This window comes from Streptomyces sp. NBC_01092 (genome assembly GCF_045039535.1).
GTDB lineage: Bacteria > Actinomycetota > Actinomycetes > Streptomycetales > Streptomycetaceae > Streptomyces.
The window spans coordinates 615,399-631,059 of record NZ_CP108659.1 but is presented as its reverse complement, the minus strand read 5'-3'; the positions used below and the strand labels follow the sequence as shown (position 1 = coordinate 631,059).

12 protein-coding genes are annotated in these 15,661 nt (G+C 72.0%); 4 read left to right on the top strand and 8 right to left on the bottom strand.

Annotated elements, in window-relative coordinates; all coding sequences use genetic code 11:
- Positions 1-6: 6 nt before the first annotated feature.
- Positions 7-837 carry an aldo/keto reductase gene (locus OG254_RS02580; protein WP_405576908.1) on the bottom strand — a complete coding sequence of 277 codons (831 nt, stop codon included), beginning with the start codon at positions 835-837 and terminating at the stop codon, positions 7-9.
- A gap of 96 nt (positions 838-933) precedes the next feature.
- Between OG254_RS02580 and OG254_RS02575 the strand changes: the two genes are divergently transcribed.
- The gene (locus OG254_RS02575; RefSeq protein WP_405594814.1) at positions 934-1,998 is read left to right on the top strand and encodes a LacI family DNA-binding transcriptional regulator; all 1,065 of its coding nucleotides are present in this window, start codon (positions 934-936) and stop codon (positions 1,996-1,998) included.
- Here OG254_RS02575 and OG254_RS02570 read toward each other — a convergent pair.
- The 4 genes from OG254_RS02570 to OG254_RS02555 are packed head-to-tail and all read right to left on the bottom strand — an operon-like array spanning position 1,961 to position 6,587.
- A complete protein-coding gene (locus OG254_RS02570) occupies positions 1,961-3,361 on the bottom strand; it encodes a glycoside hydrolase family 32 protein (RefSeq protein WP_405576906.1) in 1,401 nt (466 codons plus the stop codon). The genes OG254_RS02575 and OG254_RS02570 overlap by 38 nt on opposite strands.
- Positions 3,358-4,212, bottom strand: a complete 855-nt coding sequence (locus OG254_RS02565; RefSeq protein WP_405576904.1) for a carbohydrate ABC transporter permease — start codon at positions 4,210-4,212, stop codon at positions 3,358-3,360. The genes OG254_RS02570 and OG254_RS02565 overlap by 4 nt, the downstream gene beginning before the upstream one ends.
- Positions 4,213-4,227: 15 nt before the next feature.
- On the bottom strand, positions 4,228-5,181 hold the full coding sequence (locus tag OG254_RS02560; RefSeq protein ID WP_405576902.1) for a carbohydrate ABC transporter permease: 954 nt from the start codon (positions 5,179-5,181) through the stop codon (positions 4,228-4,230).
- Complete coding sequence (locus OG254_RS02555; protein ID WP_405576900.1) at positions 5,178-6,587, bottom strand: extracellular solute-binding protein; 1,410 nt, start codon at positions 6,585-6,587, stop codon at positions 5,178-5,180. The genes OG254_RS02560 and OG254_RS02555 overlap by 4 nt, the downstream gene beginning before the upstream one ends.
- A gap of 176 nt (positions 6,588-6,763) precedes the next feature.
- On the opposite strand from OG254_RS02555, the gene OG254_RS02550 reads away from it, so the two are divergent.
- The gene (locus OG254_RS02550) at positions 6,764-8,314 is read left to right on the top strand and encodes a glycoside hydrolase family 32 protein (RefSeq protein WP_405576898.1); all 1,551 of its coding nucleotides are present in this window, start codon (positions 6,764-6,766) and stop codon (positions 8,312-8,314) included.
- A gap of 128 nt (positions 8,315-8,442) precedes the next feature.
- The gene (locus OG254_RS02545; protein ID WP_405576896.1) at positions 8,443-9,417 is read left to right on the top strand and encodes a TauD/TfdA dioxygenase family protein; all 975 of its coding nucleotides are present in this window, start codon (positions 8,443-8,445) and stop codon (positions 9,415-9,417) included.
- Between the two features lie 35 nt (positions 9,418-9,452).
- Here the strand turns inward: OG254_RS02545 and OG254_RS02540 are convergent, their stop codons facing one another.
- Both OG254_RS02540 and OG254_RS02535 read right to left on the bottom strand, forming a co-directional pair.
- Positions 9,453-10,331, bottom strand: coding sequence for an alpha/beta fold hydrolase (locus OG254_RS02540; protein WP_405576894.1), 879 nt, complete (start codon positions 10,329-10,331; stop codon positions 9,453-9,455).
- Positions 10,332-10,443: 112 nt separating this feature from the next.
- Complete coding sequence (locus OG254_RS02535; protein WP_405576892.1) at positions 10,444-10,752, bottom strand: hypothetical protein; 309 nt, start codon at positions 10,750-10,752, stop codon at positions 10,444-10,446.
- A gap of 203 nt (positions 10,753-10,955) precedes the next feature.
- Between OG254_RS02535 and OG254_RS02530 the strand changes: the two genes are divergently transcribed.
- Positions 10,956-12,941: a BTAD domain-containing putative transcriptional regulator gene (locus OG254_RS02530; protein WP_405594811.1), complete on the top strand. Its 1,986-nt coding sequence runs from the start codon at positions 10,956-10,958 to the stop codon at positions 12,939-12,941.
- Between the two features lie 238 nt (positions 12,942-13,179).
- On the opposite strand, the gene OG254_RS02525 is transcribed toward OG254_RS02530, so the two are convergent.
- A complete protein-coding gene (locus tag OG254_RS02525; RefSeq protein WP_405576890.1) occupies positions 13,180-15,450 on the bottom strand; it encodes a polyprenyl synthetase family protein in 2,271 nt (756 codons plus the stop codon).
- Positions 15,451-15,661: the final 211 nt, after the last annotated feature.

The following is a 15,661-nucleotide window of genomic DNA, read 5'->3' as shown; positions in this document are numbered from 1 at the left end:
CGCCGCTCAGAACTCCTCATGCACCTCGGGGTCCCCGCCGAGCCGGCGATGCGCCCGGTCGGCGACGGCGGCCATCTGCGTCGCGTCCAGGGTGAAGCCGAAGATGTCGAGGTTCTCGCGCTGACGCTCCCGGTCCGCCGACTTCGGGATGGGCAGGGCGCCCAACTGGGTGTGCCAGCGCAGGACGACCTGGCCGGGCGTCACCTTCAGGGCGTCGGCGATGCCCTTGATGGCCGGGTCGTCCAGGAGGTCGCTGCCGCGCCCCAGCGGGCTCCAGCTCTCGGTCACGATGCCCTTGCCTGCGTGAAAGGCGCGCAGCTCGTCCTGCGGGAACAGCGGGTGCAGCTCGATCTGGTTGACGGACGGCAGGACGCCGGTCTCCCGCTCCAGCCGCTCGATGTGCCCGGGCGTGAAGTTGGAGACGCCGATCGACCGGACGAGACCGTCCTCGCGGAGCTTGATCATGGCCCGCCAGGAGTCGACGTACTTGTCGACCCGGGGGAGCGGCCAGTGGATCAGGTACAGGTCGACGTAGTCGAGGTCCAGGCGGCGCCGGGACTCCTCGAAGGAGGCAAGGGTCTCCTCGTAGCCGTGGTGCCGGCCCGGGAGCTTCGTCGTCACCACCACCTCCTCGCGCGGGGCGCCGCTCGCGGCGATGCCCCGGCCGACCCCCGTCTCGTTGCGGTAGTTCGTCGCGGTGTCGACGAGGCGGTAGCCCAGATCCAGGGCGTCTGCCACCGCCTGTTCCGCCCGGGCGTCGTCCATCGGCCAGGTACCCAGGCCGATGGCGGGGATCGTCGTACCGTCGTTGAGCGTGTGCAGCGCAATGCTGATCACTGTCGGACCTTCCCTCGACTGTGCCGTACACCCAGCGTCACGGATAGGGTGAGGAATGATCAACCGGACGGGTGGGGGATGAGAGCGGGCGACGGGATGGGCGGCACCGAGGAGAAGCAGGCGGCGGGATCCGGGCGTCCGACGTCACGGGATGTCGCCCGGCTCGCCGGGGTGTCGCACACGGCCGTCTCCTTCGTCTTCAACGGCCGCGCCGAGGGCAATCTCTCGCCCGCCACCCAGGAGCGGATCCGCCGCGCCGCCGCCGAGCTCGGCTACCGGCCCGACCCGGTCGCCCGCGGCCTGCGCCGCCGCCGTACGGCCGTGATCGGCCTGGTCACCGACGAGATCGCCTCCTCGCCGTTCGCGGGGCGGCTGCTGCGCGGTGCCATGGAGACGGCCTGGGACAGCGAGCACCTCGTGCTGACCATCGACTCGGGCGGCGATGCGGCCAAGGAGGACGCGGCCGTCGCCGAGCTCCTCGACCGGCGCGTGGACGGCATCATCTACGCGGCCATGTCGCTGCGCAGGGTCCGCGTCCCCGAGGGCCTGCACCGCACCCACTCCGTCCTCGCCAACTGCCTGCCCGAGGACGACTCGCTGCCCGCGGTCATCCCCGCCGAGCGGGCCGGCGGCCGTACGGCGGCCCGGCTGCTGCTGGACGCGGGGCACCGCCGGGTCGCCATGGTCGGCGGCCAGGACGACATCGCCTCCGTCGACCGCCTGCGCGGATTCCGGGACGCGCTGCGCGCCGAGGGGATCAGCGTGCCCAAGGAGTGGGTCGTCCGCACCGGCGGCGAGATCTCCGGCGGGTACGAGGGCGCGACGCGTGTCCTGGACGGTGTCCCCGCCGACCGGCGCCCCACCGGGCTCTTCTGCTACAACGACCGGGTCGCGGCGGGCGTCCTGCACGCCGCGACCCGGCTCGGCATCACCGTCCCCGACGAGCTGTCGGTGGTCGGCTACGACGATCAGGAACACATGGCCGCGTTCCTCACTCCGCCCCTGACCAGCGTCGCCCTCCCGCACCGGGAGATGGGCGACGCCGCCGCACGCCTGCTGCTCGACGCCATCGGCACGGGCCGGACGCCGCCCGCGACGGTACGGCGCCTGGCCTGTCCGGTGATCAGCCGTGCGTCGGTGGGACCAGCTCCCAGCCGGTGACCGTGGCCCCCGCACCGGTCACGAGCAGCTCTGCCACGTCGTCCGGCCGCCGGTAGACCCGCTCGGTGACCATCGCCCGATCGCCCACGAACAGCTCGAACAGCGACCCGTCGACCAGGATCCGCACCTCGTCGGCCGGCACCCGCACCACGATCGGCCCCGCTCCCTCGGAACCGCCGCGCGGCCAGTCACCCCGGTCGAGCGTCACCGTCTGCTCGTCCGGGTCCAGCAGCACCGTCAGCTCCGCACCCGAGGCGGACCGCAGCAGCCGCACGCCCGTGCGGCCGGACGCGGTCACCGTCAGGTCGTACGCCTCCGGCAGCGCGGCAGGCGGACCCGCGGCCGTCACGAACGGCTCGGCGGCCCGCAGCAGTTCGAGCTCCGGCGCCGGTACGACACGCAGGGACCCGTCGGGACGCACGTCCACCACGCGCGGCGCGGTCAGGACTCCGGCCCAGCCCACCCGGTCGACCTCGGCCTGCTCCCGTGCCTCCCAGGACCAGCCCCACATCAACGCCCGTTCGGACTCCTGGAGTACGGCGGGCGCGTAGAAGTCCCGGCCGTGGTCCAGCCGGCCTCCGGCGCGGGCCTCGAAGCGCAATCCGTCCTCGCCGCCAGCGATCAGACGTCCCGTCAGATAGCCGGTGGTGCCGGGGTTTCCGTCCCACAGCGACAGCACCAGCACCCATGTGCCGTCCGGCGTGCGCAGCATCTGCGGGCACTCCCAACCCGTCGCCCCGTCGCCGAAGGCGCGCGCGGCCACCGGGTCGTTGCCGTCGAGCAGCACCCCCGCGAACCGCCAGTCGGTCAGGTCGGCGCAGTCGTACAGCAGCACCGACGGCGTCCCGTCCGCGTGCCCGGCGCCGACCAGCGCCCACCGGCGTCCGCCGCTGCTGAACACGAAGGGGTCGCGGAACATCACCACGTCCAGACCGGCCGGCGGACCCGTCACCACCGGCGCGGGCAGGGGCCGCCAGTCGGTGAGCGTCTCGTCCTCCGGCATCAGCGCCCGCGCCAGACAGATCGAACCGAGGCCGGTGTGCTGCCGGTCGACGCCCGTGTAGACGGCCGTCGGCACACCGTCGTCGTCGACCACACAGCCCGACCAGCAGCCCGCCTCGTCGGGGCCGCCGGGTGTCGGGGTGAGCGCGATCGGATGGTGTTCCCAGTGGACCAGGTCAGGGCTGGAGACATGGCCCCAGTGGACGTTCGCGTGCACGGGGGCGTCGGGGTTGTGCTGGTAGAAGAGGTGATGGCGGCCCCGCCAGCGGAAGGGACCGTTCGGGTCGTTGATCCAGTTGGCGGGGGGACGGACCCGGAAGCGCGGGGCGCCGGGGTCCGTGCACTGAGCTGCGAGGCTCAACGGTTGACTCCTGCGGACGTGATGCCCTCGCGGAGAGGGCGCTGACCGACGACGAACACGGCGACGGCGGGGATCATGGACAGCACGACACCGGCGAGCACCACCGAGATGGAGCCGGTGCCGAGGTTGCCCTGGAGGGAGACCAGGCCCAGCGGCAACGTGTAGTTCTGGGCCGAGGTCTCCAGGATCAGCGGGCGGAAGAACTCGTTCCAGTGGTAGTTGAAGGCGAGCACGCCGACGATCGCGAGACCGGGCGCGGCCAGCGGGGCGTACACGGACCGGAAGATCCGCCAGGGGCCGCAGCCGTCCAGCATCGCCGCCTCGCCCAGGTCCTTGGGCATGCCCAGGAAGTACTGGCGCATCAGGAAGGTTCCGAACGCGGTCGGGAAGGCCGGGATGATCAGAGCGAGCAGGGTGTCGGTCAGGCTCATCGACTTCAGCACCAGGAACACCGGCACGATCGTGACCTGGAGCGGCACCATCATGGTCGCCAGCACCAGCCCGAACAGCGGCTTCTTGAACCGGAACTCCAGGCGGCCGAAGGCGTACCCGGCGAGGCCCGCGGTGATCATCTGGCCGACCGCGATCAGCGCGGTCACCAGCGTCGAGTTGAGGGCGAGCAGCCAGACGTCGATCTGGTCGAAGACCCCGCGGTACGCCTCCGCCGACGGGCTCGTCGGGATGAGGCGCGGCGGCAGGTCGAACGCCTCGGCCGGGGTGCGCAGGGACGTGGACACGGTCCAGATGACCGGCCCCAGGGTCAGCAGCGCGCACACCGCAAGGCCGGCGATCCGGGCCCATGGCGCGAGGGAGTGCCGGGTGCGGCTGAGGGAGAGTGTCGCTTGGCTCATGAGAGGGTCACCGGCTCACTGGTAGTGGACGAAACGCCGGCTGAGCCGGAACTGGAGGGCGGTGACCGCCATGATCAGCACGAACAGCAGCACACCCACCGCCGAGGCGGCGCCGAAGCGGAGCTGTTCGAACGCGCTCTCGTAGATGACCATCACGACGGTGCGGGTGGCGTCGCCGGGACCGCCGTTGGTGAGGACGTAGGGCTGCTCGAAGACCTGGAGCGCGTTGATGATGCCGACCACCGACGCCACCAGCAGGGTGGGCGACAGCAGCGGCAGGGTGATGCCGAGGTGCTTGCGCAGCCCGGTCGCGCCGTCGATCGAGGCGGCCTCGTGGATCTCCTTGGGGATGTTGTTCAGACCGCCGACGAACAGCAGGAACGAGAACCCGAACTGCTGCCAGACGTAGACCAGGACCACCGTGGCCATCGCCGCGTTCTCCGACGTCAGCCAGGGCACGGGGGCGACCCCGACCATCCCGAGCAGCCAGTTCACGACCCCGAAGTCCTGGTTGAACAGGTACTTCATCACCACCGAGATCGACGCCGCGGACAGGATCAGCGGGAAGAAGAACGCCGACCGGAACACCGACCGCAGCCACACCGGCATCCGCCCGTTCACCGCCAGGGCCAGTACCAGGGCGATCAGCAGTTGCAGCGCGACCGCGAACACCATGAACACCAGCGTGTTGCCGAAGGACACCAGCACGGTCGAATCGGTGAAGACCTCACGGTAGTTGGCGGCGCCGGCGAAGCTCGGGTCGTCGATCACGTTCCAGTGGAACAGGCTCAGCACCACCGAGCCGACGATCGGGACGACCGTGAAGACGACGATGCCGACGATCGTGGGCGCGAGGAACAGCGTGGCCAGCAGCCGGGTGCCGCGGTCGCGGGCGGAGCGCCGGGGGGCGGGGGCCGGTGACGCGGCCGGCGGCTGCGTCCGTACGGCCGGTATCTGAGTGTTCGTCATACGTCACGCTCCATGGCCTTCTCCAGATCGCCCTGCATCCGGCGCAGCGCCGACCCCACCGAGCGCCGGGAGGCCAGTGCCGTACCGGTGTGCTTGAGCAGCACCTGCTCGACCTCGGCGACCTGCGGCGGCGCGGGGATCGGCCCGGTGTCGGGGAACTTGTCGAGGGTGTCGTAGAAGACCGGCCAGTGCTCCGGGCCGGTCTCCCGGTACCGGTCCGCGGTGAGCATCGAGCGGCGTGCCGGGGTGGTCTGGTTGGTGGAGAACAGCCGCGTCAAGGTGTCCTTGCGGGCGGCGTACTTGATGAACTCCCAGGCCTCCTCCTGCCGCTTCGAGGTACGCAGCAGCGCATAGCCGGCGGCGCCGAACTGCATGCGCTGGGTGCGCCAACGCGGGAAGTACTGCACGTCGAAGGCGTCCCGCTTCATGCCGGCCAGGTGCAGACCGCCCGCCCAGAAGCCGCCCGCGGGCGTGACGCCGACCCGGCCGGTGGAGAACACGCCGATCAGGTTCTGGCCGTTGCCGCCCTCGGGCCGGGTGCACAGGCCCTCCTGGACGAGGGAGGCGAGATAGTCGTACGCCTCCTCCACGCGCGCGTCGGTGGCCTGCGGCGTCGTCCACCGGTAGCCGCCCCCGCGGCCCTCCCGCGCGGCGGCCGGATAGAAGGAGTCCCACAGCCAGGCACCGCCCGGCGCCTTGGACTCGGCGAGCAGGTTGGTGTCGTTGGCGAAGAGCCACGGCACCACGCCGCCCCACAGGCGGTTGGTCCAGAAGTACGGGGTGAACTGCGAACCGCTGGCCCGCTTCATGTCCCGCAGCAGCGCGGTGAAGTCGTCGCGGGTCCAGTCGGCGGCGGGGAGGTCCGCGCCCGCCCGCTTCAGCACCTGATGGTTGAGGTACATGTCGGCGGCGTTGAACTCGACCGGGAGCTGGTAGAGGGACCCCTCGTACATCATCGACTCCACCAGCGAGGGGTGGACGTCGGCGAAGTACTCGCGCAGCTCCTCGGCGTCCCGCTTCACCCAGTCGTCCAGCGGGACTCCGAGGCGCTGCGCGAACAACTGGACGCCCTCGGTGGCGACGTACACCAGATCGGGGGCCGTGCCCGCCGCGATCTGGGTGAGGATCTTCGCGAAGAAGTCGGACCAGTCGACGGCCTGAACGGCGTTGATCCGCAGCTTGATGTCGGGGTGGACCTGCTTGAAGCCCTCGGTGAGCGTGCGGACGGCCTCCGGTCCGTAGGCGGGGCCGAGCGTGGCGACGACGAGCGAGCCGTCGTCGCGGCCGGGGATGTCGGCTCCGGTGAGCCGGTCCCAGCTCGCGGCGGTACCGGCGAGCGCGGCGGCTCCCGCGCCGTAGGCGCCGTACCGCAACAGCGTGCGGCGGGTGGGATGCGAGTCGGTCATGCAGCGGGCCTAACTCGTGTTAGTCGGTAGTGGTGCCCCAGATGATGGGAAGCCCGGCACGGCCCTGTCAAGAGTCGTGAAACCACTTGACCTTTAACGAGTTAGGTCGCAGAGTCCTGGTCCACATGAGCCGCCGTCCCGACGCTCGCCACGTCCGACGAGAGGAACGATGTGTGATGCCCGCGATGACCAGAAGAGCCCTGCTCGCCGGCTCGGCCGCGGGGGCCTCGGCCGCGCTGTTGCCGACCGCGCCCCCAGCCGCCGCGAAGCCCCGGAAGGCAGCCGCCGCCTGCGCGAGCTACCGCGCCGAATACCACTTCACGGTCCCCGACCAGTGGAAGAACGACCCGCAGCGCCCGGTCTGGATCGACGGCGAATACCACTACTACTACCTGTACAACCCGGACTATTTGACCGGGGGAACCACAGCGGGCACGGCCTGGCGCCTGGCCACCACCACCGACCTGGTCACCTTCCGGGACCGGGGGATCGCCGTACCGAAGGACACGACCCCCAACGGCGACGTCTGGTCCGGCTCGGCGGTGATCGACACGGACAACACGGCGGGCTTCGGCGCGGGCGCGGTGATCGTCGTCGTCACCATGGCGCCCGACGAGGTGACGCAGGCGCAGTACCTGTACTACTCGACCGACGGCGGCCGCACGTTCACCCACCACGGCACCGAACCCGTGCTGCCCAACCCCGGCGTGCGGGACTTCCGCGACCCGAAGGTGATCCGCGATCAGGAGCGCGGCCGGTGGGTGATGACCCTCGCCGAGAACGACAAGGTGGGCTTCTACCACTCCACCGACCTGAAGTCCTGGACATACGTCAGCGGCTTCATCAAGGGCGGCATCGGCGTGCTGGAGTGCCCGGACCTGTTCCGCATCACCGCCGACGACGGCACCGTGAAGTGGGTGCTCGGCGTGAGCGCGAACGGCAAGGGGGCCGGGCTGCCCAACACGTACGCCTACTGGACGGGCACCTTCGACGGCACCGTCTTCACCGCCGACGCCGACGACCCGCAGTGGCTCGACCACGGCTGGGACTGGTACGCGGCCGTCACCTTCGAAAGGCACCGCGCGGACGGCTCCGTCGACCCGTCCATGCGTTACGCCATGGGCTGGCTGAACAACTGGGACTACGCGAGCATCACGCCCACCATCGACTGCGACGGCTTCAACGGGACCGACTCGATCGTCCGGCAGATCACCATGAAACGCTCCTCCTCCGGAACGTACTACCTGGCCTCCCAGCCGATCGCCGCACTGGACGGCCACGTCTCCCGCACGCTGAATCTGGGCGACCTGGAGGTCTCCGGCACCCGAGTGCTCGACTACCAGGGCACCGCCTACGAAGTGACCTGCGAGATCAACTGGGACCAACTCACCGGCGCCGGCCTCCAGCTTCGCCGGTCGCCGGACGGCGGCCGCCACGTCGACGCCGGGATCTACCGCGACTACGCCTTCCTCAACCGGCGCCCCACCGTGAACCCGGATGCGTCCGGCCGATGGCAGGAGAGCCACAGCCCCTTCGACCCGGCCGCCCGCAGTGTGAAACTGCGCATCCTGGTCGACCGCACATCGGTCGAGATGTTCGTGGACGACGGCCGGTACACGCACTCCTCGGAAGTCTTTCCGTATCTGATCGACACGGGGCTCGCACTGTTCACGATCGACGGCACAGCGGTCTTCCGGGACGTGGTGATACGGGAGTTCCGGCTGTGACGCGGTGCTGAGGGCTGCCGGGATGCCGGTCCGCCGAGGCCCTGTCGCCACGTCCGCCGAACGCTGTCACGATCTTCCTGGAACCGGCTCGGACCGGAGCCGGGCCGGGCGACCGACGGAGCGTGCGGATGACGAGGGACAGGGCCACCGCGGACAGGGCGGAGCAGGTCGCCGGGATCGAGGTGCATCCGGTCGCCGGGCACATCGGCGCCGAGATCACGGGCGTCGACCTGGCCGGTGAGCCGGACGAGGCCGTGGTCGCCGCGATCCGGGCGGCGGTGCTGCGCTGGAAGGTCGTGTTCTTCCGGGGACAGAAGCTGGACCACGCCGGGCATGTGGAGTTCGCACGGCGGTTCGGGGAACCGGTCGTCCTGCGCAAGCGGGGGAGCGCCTCGCCGCCGGACTTCCCCGAGATCGAGACGACCGCCGACCGGCTGGAACTGGGCGGCAGGTTCGGCATGGAGCACGACGAGTGGCTGCGGCGCCGCCGCCACACCCTGCTGCGCGGCTGGCACTGCGACCACGGCGCCCGGATCGACCCTCCCGCCGCGACGATCCTGCGCGCCGAGACCGTACCCCCGTACGGCGGCGACACGACCTGGTCCAACCTGGCGGCCGCCTACGACGGACTCTCCGGCCCGGTGCGGGAGTTCGTGGCCGGCCTCCGTGCCGAGCACCGCCTCGGCGTCGGCTATCAGCCCCGGCCCGGCGACGACGCGTACGTCCGTCATCTGCTGGACCATCAGGTCGCCTCGCTGCATCCGCTGGTGCGCGTGCATCCGGAGACGGGGGAGCGGGTGCTGTACGTCAACGGCTACTACGTCGAGCAGATCGCCGGCCTCTCGCGCGCCGAGAGCAGCGCGATCCTGGAGATGCTGCTGGAGCAGGCGGTGCGACCCGAGTACACGGTCCGCTTCCGCTGGGAGCCCGGCAGCGTGGCCTTCTGGGACAACCGGGCCACCATCCACCTCGCCCCCGGCGACAACGCCCACCTCGACTTCCCCCGGACCATGCACCGCGTCATGCTCACCGGGGACGTACCGGTGGGGGTGGACGGCAAGCCGTCGGAGGCGATCGTCGGGACCGAGGTGGGGCGCTGGTAGCCGGCGTTTCGAGCCGCGGGCTCCGGGTCGTGGTCTCAGCGGGCGAGCAGGTCCCGCAGCGCCTTCGCGATGTCGTCCGGTGCCTCCTCGGCCATGAAGTGGCCGCAGGTGACCGTGGCGTGCCGCAGATCGGGCGCCCACGCCCGCCACAGCGAGGCCGCGTCGAAGCCGAGGGCCGCGCCCCAGTCCTGCTGGAGCACACTGACCGGCATCCGCAGCGTGCTCCCCGCGTCCCGGTCGGCCCGGTCGTGCTCGATGTCGACGCCGGCGGAGGCCCGGTAGTCCGCGACGATCGAGGGCACCGCCTCGCGGCAGGCCGTCAGATAGGCGGCGCGCACGTCGTCCGGGACGGCTCGCCGGTCGGCCGTCCAGATGTCGAGGAAGTGGCCGAAGAACTCGTCCGGGGCGGCGCCGATCACGCGCTCGGGCAGGCCGGGCGGCTGGGCCATCAGGTAGAGGTGGAAGCCCACGGCGGCCGTGACGCCCTGCATCACGTCCCACATGTCCAGGGTCGGCAGGACGTCGAGACACGCCAGACGGGTCACCGAGTCGGGATGGTCGAGCGCGGCCCGGAAGGCCACCAGAGCGCCACGGTCGTGCCCGGCCAGGGCGAAGCGCTCGTGCCCGAGTTCGCGGGCCAGGGCCACGATGTCCGCGGCCATGGTCCGCTTGGCGTAGACGGTGCCGTCGGTCTCCTCCGGCTTGTCGCTGGCGCCGTAACCGCGCAGGTCCGGGCAGATCACCGTGTGGTCGGCGGCGAGATCGACGGCCACATGGCGCCACATCAGGTGGGTCTGCGGGAAGCCGTGCAGCAGCACGACGGGCGTGCCAGTGCCGCCCACGGCCGTGTGCAGGGACACTCCGTCGGCGACGGGGACGCGGTGATGTTCGAAGCCGGGGATCACAGGGGACACGGTGGCTCCGCTCCTTTCCGGTTCCTCTTGGGGGATCTTGTTCCTCGATACTCCCCGGCGCCGATGAGCAACGAATGAGCAGCCGCGCGGCGTGCGTGCACGCCCCCTGCCGTCAGTCCCGTTCCGGCCCGGCCGCCGCCTCGGTGGCCGTGGCCCGGCTGCTCCGGCGGGTCAGCACGGCGCCCACCAGGAGCACCACGCCGATGGCGACGATCTTGGCGGCCTGGTAGAAGCCGGTCGTCAGGTTCTGCGGAGTGAGGGGCAGCCACCCGAGCCCCAGGGCCGGAGCGAGAACGGCCCACGCCGCCGCCGCGACGCCGAGGACGATCAACGTCACAGCCCCTCGGGTACCCAGACCGGCCCACCAGGGCTCCGGGCCGTCGTGCCGCTCGTCGTTGCGCTCAACGTCCTTGTCGCTCATGGTCCCTACTTCTGTGAGTGTCGTGACTTCTGTGAGTGTCGTGGTCACACGGGAGGACGCGGGCCGAGGTGCAGGTGGTTCAGCGCACGGCCGACGGCGTCGCCGAAACCTGCGGCCACCCGCGGCGATTTATCTTGGAACCACCGCGGATCACCTGTTCCGTCGGTGACCGACGAGCGCGTCGGAGGAGGGCGGTGGCGGACGTGAGCCTTGGCCTCGGTGTGCTCGGGCCGGTGACCGCCTGGGACCCGGACGGGCACACGATCGCGCTGAAGGGGCCGCGGCACCGCTCGGTCCTGGCCCGGCTGATCGTCGCCCGGGGCCGTGTCGTACCCGTCTCCCGCCTAGTCGACGATCTCTGGACCGACCCGCCCGCCGACCCCGTCGGCGCCCTGCGTACCTTCGTCGCCGCCCTGCGCCGCGCCCTCGAACCCGACCGCCCGCCCCGGACCCCGGCCCGGCTGCTGGTCACCGAAGGCCCGGGCTACGCCCTGCGCGCAACGGCGGACGCGGTCGACGCCTGGCGGTTCGAAGCAGCGGTCGCCGACGCCGCGGCGCTGTCGCCCCAGGAGACGACCGTACGGCTCGACGAGGCGCTCGGCTGGTGGCGCGGCCCCGCCTACGCGGAGTTCGCGGAGCAGCCGTGGGCTCGCGCCGACAGCCGCCGCCTGGCCGAACTGCGGCTGCACGCCGTGGAATTGCGTGCCGAGGCGCTGATGTCCCTCGGCGATGCCGACCGGGCCGCCGCGGACCTTCGGGCGCACGCGGCCGAGCACCCCTGGCGTGAGAACGCCTGGCGCCTGCTCGCCCTCGCCCTGTACCGCACGGGCCGTCAGGCCGACGCGCTGGAGGTGCTGCGCGCGGCCCGGGCGCTGCTCGCCGACCAGCTCGGCATCGACCCCGGCCCCGGCCTGCGCTCCCTGGAGGAGGACGTCCTCCGGCAGGCCGGCCACCTCGCCCCGGCGCCGGCCAACCCGGCCGGCCGGGTCTGGGAGCAGGTCGCCTCCGCCTACGACCGCGCCGTCGCCCCCGACGCCCGCGCCCGCCTGGAGTCCACGACCGGCCTGCTGCGCAACCTCGCCCTGACAGGCGGCAGCGGACTGCCGGCCGCCCGTGAGCACCGGGTCGTCGCCGTCGCCGCCGCCGAGGAACTCGGCGACCCCGAACTGACCGCCCGGGTCATCGGCGCCTACGACGTGCCGGCGATCTGGACCCGCCTCGACGACCCGGAACAGGCGGCACGCGTGGTGGCCGCCGCCGAGCGCACCCTCACCGCCCTTGCCCGTGCCGACTCCGCGTCCTCGCCCGGCGCCACCCCCGTGGCCCACGACGCGGACACGGCCCGGCTGCTCGCCACGATCGCCGTGGAATCGCGCGGCACCCGGCTCGCCCGTGGCCCGCAGGCAGCACGCCGGGCCGAGGAGATCGCCCGCCGCCTGGACGATCCGGCCCTGCTGGCGTTCGCCCTCAACGCGGCCTTCATGCAGTGCTTCGAGCGCACCGGCCTGGCGCCCCGCCGTGACGAGATCGGCGCCGAACTGGTCGCGCTCAGCGCCCGGCACGGTCTGTCCACGTTCGAGATCCTCGGCCACCTGGTCCGCCTCCAGGCCCGCAGCGCCCTCGGGGACTTCACCACGGCCGACCACCACGCGGCCGCCGCCGACGCCCTGGCCGCCCGTCACGAACGGCCCCTCGTGGGCGTGTTCACCGGCTGGTACGCCGCACTGCGACGGGATGCCACCGGCCGGACACCGGTGGCCGAGGTGGAGGCGGCCTACCGGGACGCGGCCGCCCTGCTGAACGGCGCGGGAATGCCGGGCCTGGCCCACGGCCTGCTCCCGCTCGCGCTGCTGTGCCTGCGGGTACGGCACGACCTTCCGCTCGACTTCGACGACGACACGGACTGGGGCCCCTACGCCCCCTGGGCGCACCCCCTGCTCCTTCTCGGCCAGGGCCGCCGCGCCGAGGCCGCCGACGCCCTGCACACGACGCCCGAGCCACCCCGCGACCTCCTCCAGGAGGCCCTGTGGTGTCTCACCGCCCGGGCGGCCGTGGCCCTCGGCGACCGGCGGATCATGGCCCTCTCCCATGCCGCCCTCGTCCCGGCGGCGCACGAACTGGCGGGCGCGGGCAGCGGGTTGCTCACCCTGGGGCCGGTGGCGGGGTATCTGGAGCGGTGCTCGGGCTAGGGCCTGTCCGGCGGATCAGGCCGGCTGCAAGTAGCGGCGTCTCATCAGCGCTGGTGAGCGGGGCCTGGTGCGTCCAGCTGCAAGGCGGAGGAGGGCGTCGACGCGATGGGGGTCCCCCCCGCTCGAGCGGAGTCGAGAGTGGGGGAGTCGGCAACCGACGACAACGCGGCTGGGGGTACCCCCTCTGGGGGAGGGCGTGCCAGGCCCCGCGACGCCGGCATGATCCGCCGGACAGGCCCTAGGCCGGGACGTGGTCGTTCTCGGGACCCCGCTGGGCCGCGTACCAGCCGAGGGCGCGTGCCATCGCCTTGTGGGGTGTGTGGGGAAGCAGCGGATCGAGGGTCTCCCAGGTCCGGTCGACCAGGTCCCGGGCCTCCGCCAGGCACGCGGTGAGAGCCCCGCAGGACATCAACAGCTCGGCGGCGTCCGCGACATCGGCCTCGGAGCGGACGTGCAGGGCCCTGTGCAGCCGGCGGCGGTCGTGCGCGTCGAGGAGTCCGATGGCCTGGGCCACCGGATAGGTCACGGTTCCGTTGATCAGGTCCAGGGCGGGCGTACGGACGACGACGCCCTGCCGGTACGCGGCGGGCGTGGCCATGCCGTACAGGTCGGCGGCGTCGTCGCTGATCTGGTAGGCGAGGCCGACGTTCTCGAAGTAGTCGCAGATCGCGGCGAGTTGGGCCTCGTCCGCGCCGCCGAGGATGGCGGCGACCTCGGCGGTGCTGCGCACGAGCATGCCGGTCTTGAGGCGGTGGGTGGTGCGGATCTGCTCCAGCAGTGCCGTGGGATCGCCGGTCTCGATGGCCTCGTCGAAGGTGGAGTGGTGGCCGGCGAGATCGAGGGCCTGCCCCGCGTGCGCGGCCCGCATCGCCCGCAGATACAGCTGGTAGACGCGCAGCATGGTGGACGCGTCGGCCTGGGGAACGCGCTGGAGCAGGGGGTCGAAGGTGTAGTAGCCGAGCGTCCCGGCGGTGATCGCGGCCGCCGTGCCGAAGACTTCGTGGACGCTCGGCAGCCCGCGCCGGGTGGTCGAGCCGTCCTGGATGTCGTCGATGACCAGGGCCGAGGTGTGGAGGATCTCGGTGGCCGCGGTCAGCGGGCGGTAGGGCTCGGGGTCGGTGTCCAGCAGGCACAGGACACTTCCCGCGACGTACGCGCGCCAGGAGCGTCCGGGCTTGTTCAGCAGGTGCAGGACCGGCGCGGCGAGGGCCTGGTGGAGCCGTGTGTGGGCGGTGGCGTCGAGCCGTGTTCCGGCGTGCGTGCCCGCGAGGCGGTCGACGCCGGCGATGTCCGCCGCGGTGTCCGGATAGACGACGGCGGCTTCGTCGCGGGCGATGCCGTGCCCCCGGCGCATGTAGCCCTCGATGTCGTCGATGGTGTTGTTCGGGATGGTGCGCAGTACGGCCGTCGCCGTGGTGGGCAGTCCGTTCATGGTGCCGCGCGCGGTGGCCGGGCTCTCCCAGAAGGCCCGGCCCACGATGAACGTGCGGACCTCGTGCGGGGAGTGCGCAGCGGTGACGTCCAGATGCAGGTCGAGGGCCGGGACACTCAGCCGCAGCGCGGTCGGGTAGGTGTTGAGCGTGGCCAGCGAGGTCCAGTGCCGCAGGGGCTCGCAGGACATGTCGTGATGACTGACGACGCCGTCCGGGTCGACCGCGGTCGCGCGGGCGAGCACCGCCGAGGTGGTGTCCGCGGGTTCGGGGGCGTGCGCGGTCGCGCTGATCTCCCAGCCGTTGTCGAGATGCAGGCCCGTCCACGTCCAGGTGTGCCCCGCCGGGCCCGTCGCCTGTGGGTCCGGGCCGTGGCCCGCCTGCCGACCGTGCTGGAACCAGGCCTGGCCCGTCACCCGCTTCGACGCTCCCTCGCCGAGGCGCAAGGTGCCCCGCACGTCCAGCCGAGGCAGGAACAGCGACGCGAACCCGGCCGTGTCACCGACGCCGTCGCCCTCGGATTCTGTCTCCGTGGCGGCCGGTTTGACCGGGGTCAGAAGCAGCTCGAAGTGTGCCGCCTGACGAAAGGCCAGGCGAAAGCGCCCGTCGTCCTCACGACGCAGACTCACGACATCGCCCACGCGCAGGTCCAGTCCGTCGGACGACTCGGTCACCGGCTCCCGCAACAGCCGGTCGGGAAGCAGCGGGCCCTGCGCCAGGGCCTCGGTCAGCGCCCTGCGGACCCGCGGATCCAGTGCCTCGTCGGAGCTGATCGTGTCGTGGAGCGCCCGGAGCGCGGTGGGGGTGATCCAGGTGCCGTAGGACATGCCTCCCGGACCACGGTGCAGGACGTACAAGCGGTAGCCGGGCTCGGCGGCCGGGTCCTGCGGGTCCCGTTGGCGCAGCAGGCCGACTGCCCAGGTGTGGGCGGCGCCGTCCTCGTCGCGCAAATGTCCGGTCAGATACCAGCTCTCGGCACCGGCCGACGGGTCCGCATCGCCGAAGTGCCGCGTGCCAGGAAGTGACTGCGGTGTCGGGGCAGAGGGCTGCTTCGGGGCGGAAGACGCGGGGGTGATCACCCCCGCACCCTAGAAGGCGGCCGCCCGCCGACCGGTGACCCTTTCGCAGGTTCTCGCCTCATCGGATGAACCACGACACCGATCAGGAGCAATGCCGTGCCTTCGGATCGGCATCAGGCGTGTCGCGGTCGCGTGGCGAGCAGGGGAACGGCGCGGATGCCGAACCTGACGCCGGCCGACCGCGCCAGGGCGTGAGGCGAGCGCTCGGCGG